This is a genomic window from Ruminococcus sp. CAG:330, assembly GCF_000437175.1.
Classification (GTDB): domain Bacteria; phylum Bacillota; class Clostridia; order Oscillospirales; family Ruminococcaceae; genus Ruminococcus_C.
Window position 1 is genome coordinate 1 of the sequence record NZ_FR898027.1, and the last position, 1,202, is coordinate 1,202.

Below are 1,202 nucleotides of genomic sequence, written 5' to 3' on the forward strand. Positions count from 1 at the left end.
GACAGATTCATCTTTGTCCTGCGCTTTATCCATTCATATACTTCAAATCAGCGTGTGCTTGGAAATCACAGAAGGTTTCCGCATTCTGTGCATTCAAAAATCATTTTGAAAAAACCCTTGCAAGATATCGTAAAATATAGTATAATAAAGATACGATTTTTTCTGGGTATGCGCCGAGTTTTTGTGCAATTGTGCAGGCAGCCGGCGCATGCCCCTTCGGGAAAGTGAGGAACTTATGACATTTTTAGATGATCTCGGAAAAAAACTGACGGATGCCACCCATACAGCGGCTGATATGGCAAAGACCTCTGCCGACAATTACCGGCTGAACAGCTGGATTCGGGAGGAGGAACAGAAGATCACAGCAGCGTATACCAACATCGGCAAGAAGTATCTGGAGCGCTACGGCGCAGATATGGATCCGGATTTTGCGGAGTATCTGCAGCAGATCTCGGCAAGCCGCCTGAAGATCGAGGAGTACAAGGGACAGCTGCGGAAGAACAAGGGCGTGACCATCTGTTCCGGCTGCGGTGCGGAAATTCCGGTCAGCACCAAATTCTGCATCCGCTGCGGCACACCCAATCCGGAGGCGGAGAACTGCCAGAAGGAAGCGCCCAAGCCTCAGCCTAACCGCTGCCCCAGATGCGGCAGTCCCATTGCCCCCGGCGCAGGCTACTGCTGCAACTGCGGCGAAAAGCTCTCGGATGCCGGTGTGTGAGAAAGTGAGGGAACATCATGGCTTTTTGGAGTGACCTTGGAAAGAAGATCTCCGATACCACCCAGAGCGTTGTGGAGAAGACCAAGATTTCGACGGACACCATGCGGCTGAACGGACTCATCAGCGACGAGGAGCGCAACGTCCAGCGCATTTATGCGGAGATCGGCAGGAAGTACATGGAGCTGCACGGCGCAGACGGCGATCCGGATTTCGCCGGTCTGATGCAGGAGTATCAGACCAGCAAGGCAAAGATGGAGGAGTACCGCAGCCAGATCCGCAGGAACAAGCACCTCCTCATCTGCGCCGGCTGCGGTGCGGAGATTCCGGAAACAGTGCTGTACTGCACCAGGTGCGGAGCAGAGAATCCGGTGGGCAAGCGCCTTGCCGAGGAACAGCGCCAGCGGGAAGAGGCAGAGCGTGCGGCGAGAGAAGCCGATTTACAGGCGGCTGCTGTCCCGCAGACCGAACCCCAGCCGGAGTTCTG

General features: G+C 54.9%; 2 protein-coding genes. Both read left to right on the forward strand.

Annotated elements, in window-relative coordinates; translation table 11 throughout:
- Positions 1-235 precede the first annotated feature (235 nt).
- The gene (locus QZL66_RS03625) at positions 236-718 is read left to right on the forward strand and encodes a zinc ribbon domain-containing protein (protein ID WP_022410396.1); all 483 of its coding nucleotides are present in this window, start codon (positions 236-238) and stop codon (positions 716-718) included.
- 17 nt (positions 719-735) lie between these two features.
- Positions 736-1,202, forward strand: a 467-nt coding sequence (locus QZL66_RS03630; RefSeq protein WP_293601822.1) for a zinc ribbon domain-containing protein, incomplete at its 3' end; no start/stop codon positions are given.

Bases quoted from the DNA above. Each gene is read 5' to 3' on its own strand.
- QZL66_RS03625 (WP_022410396.1), top strand. From the start codon at position 236: ATGACATTTTTAGATGATCTCGGAAAAAAACTGACGGATGCCACCCAT.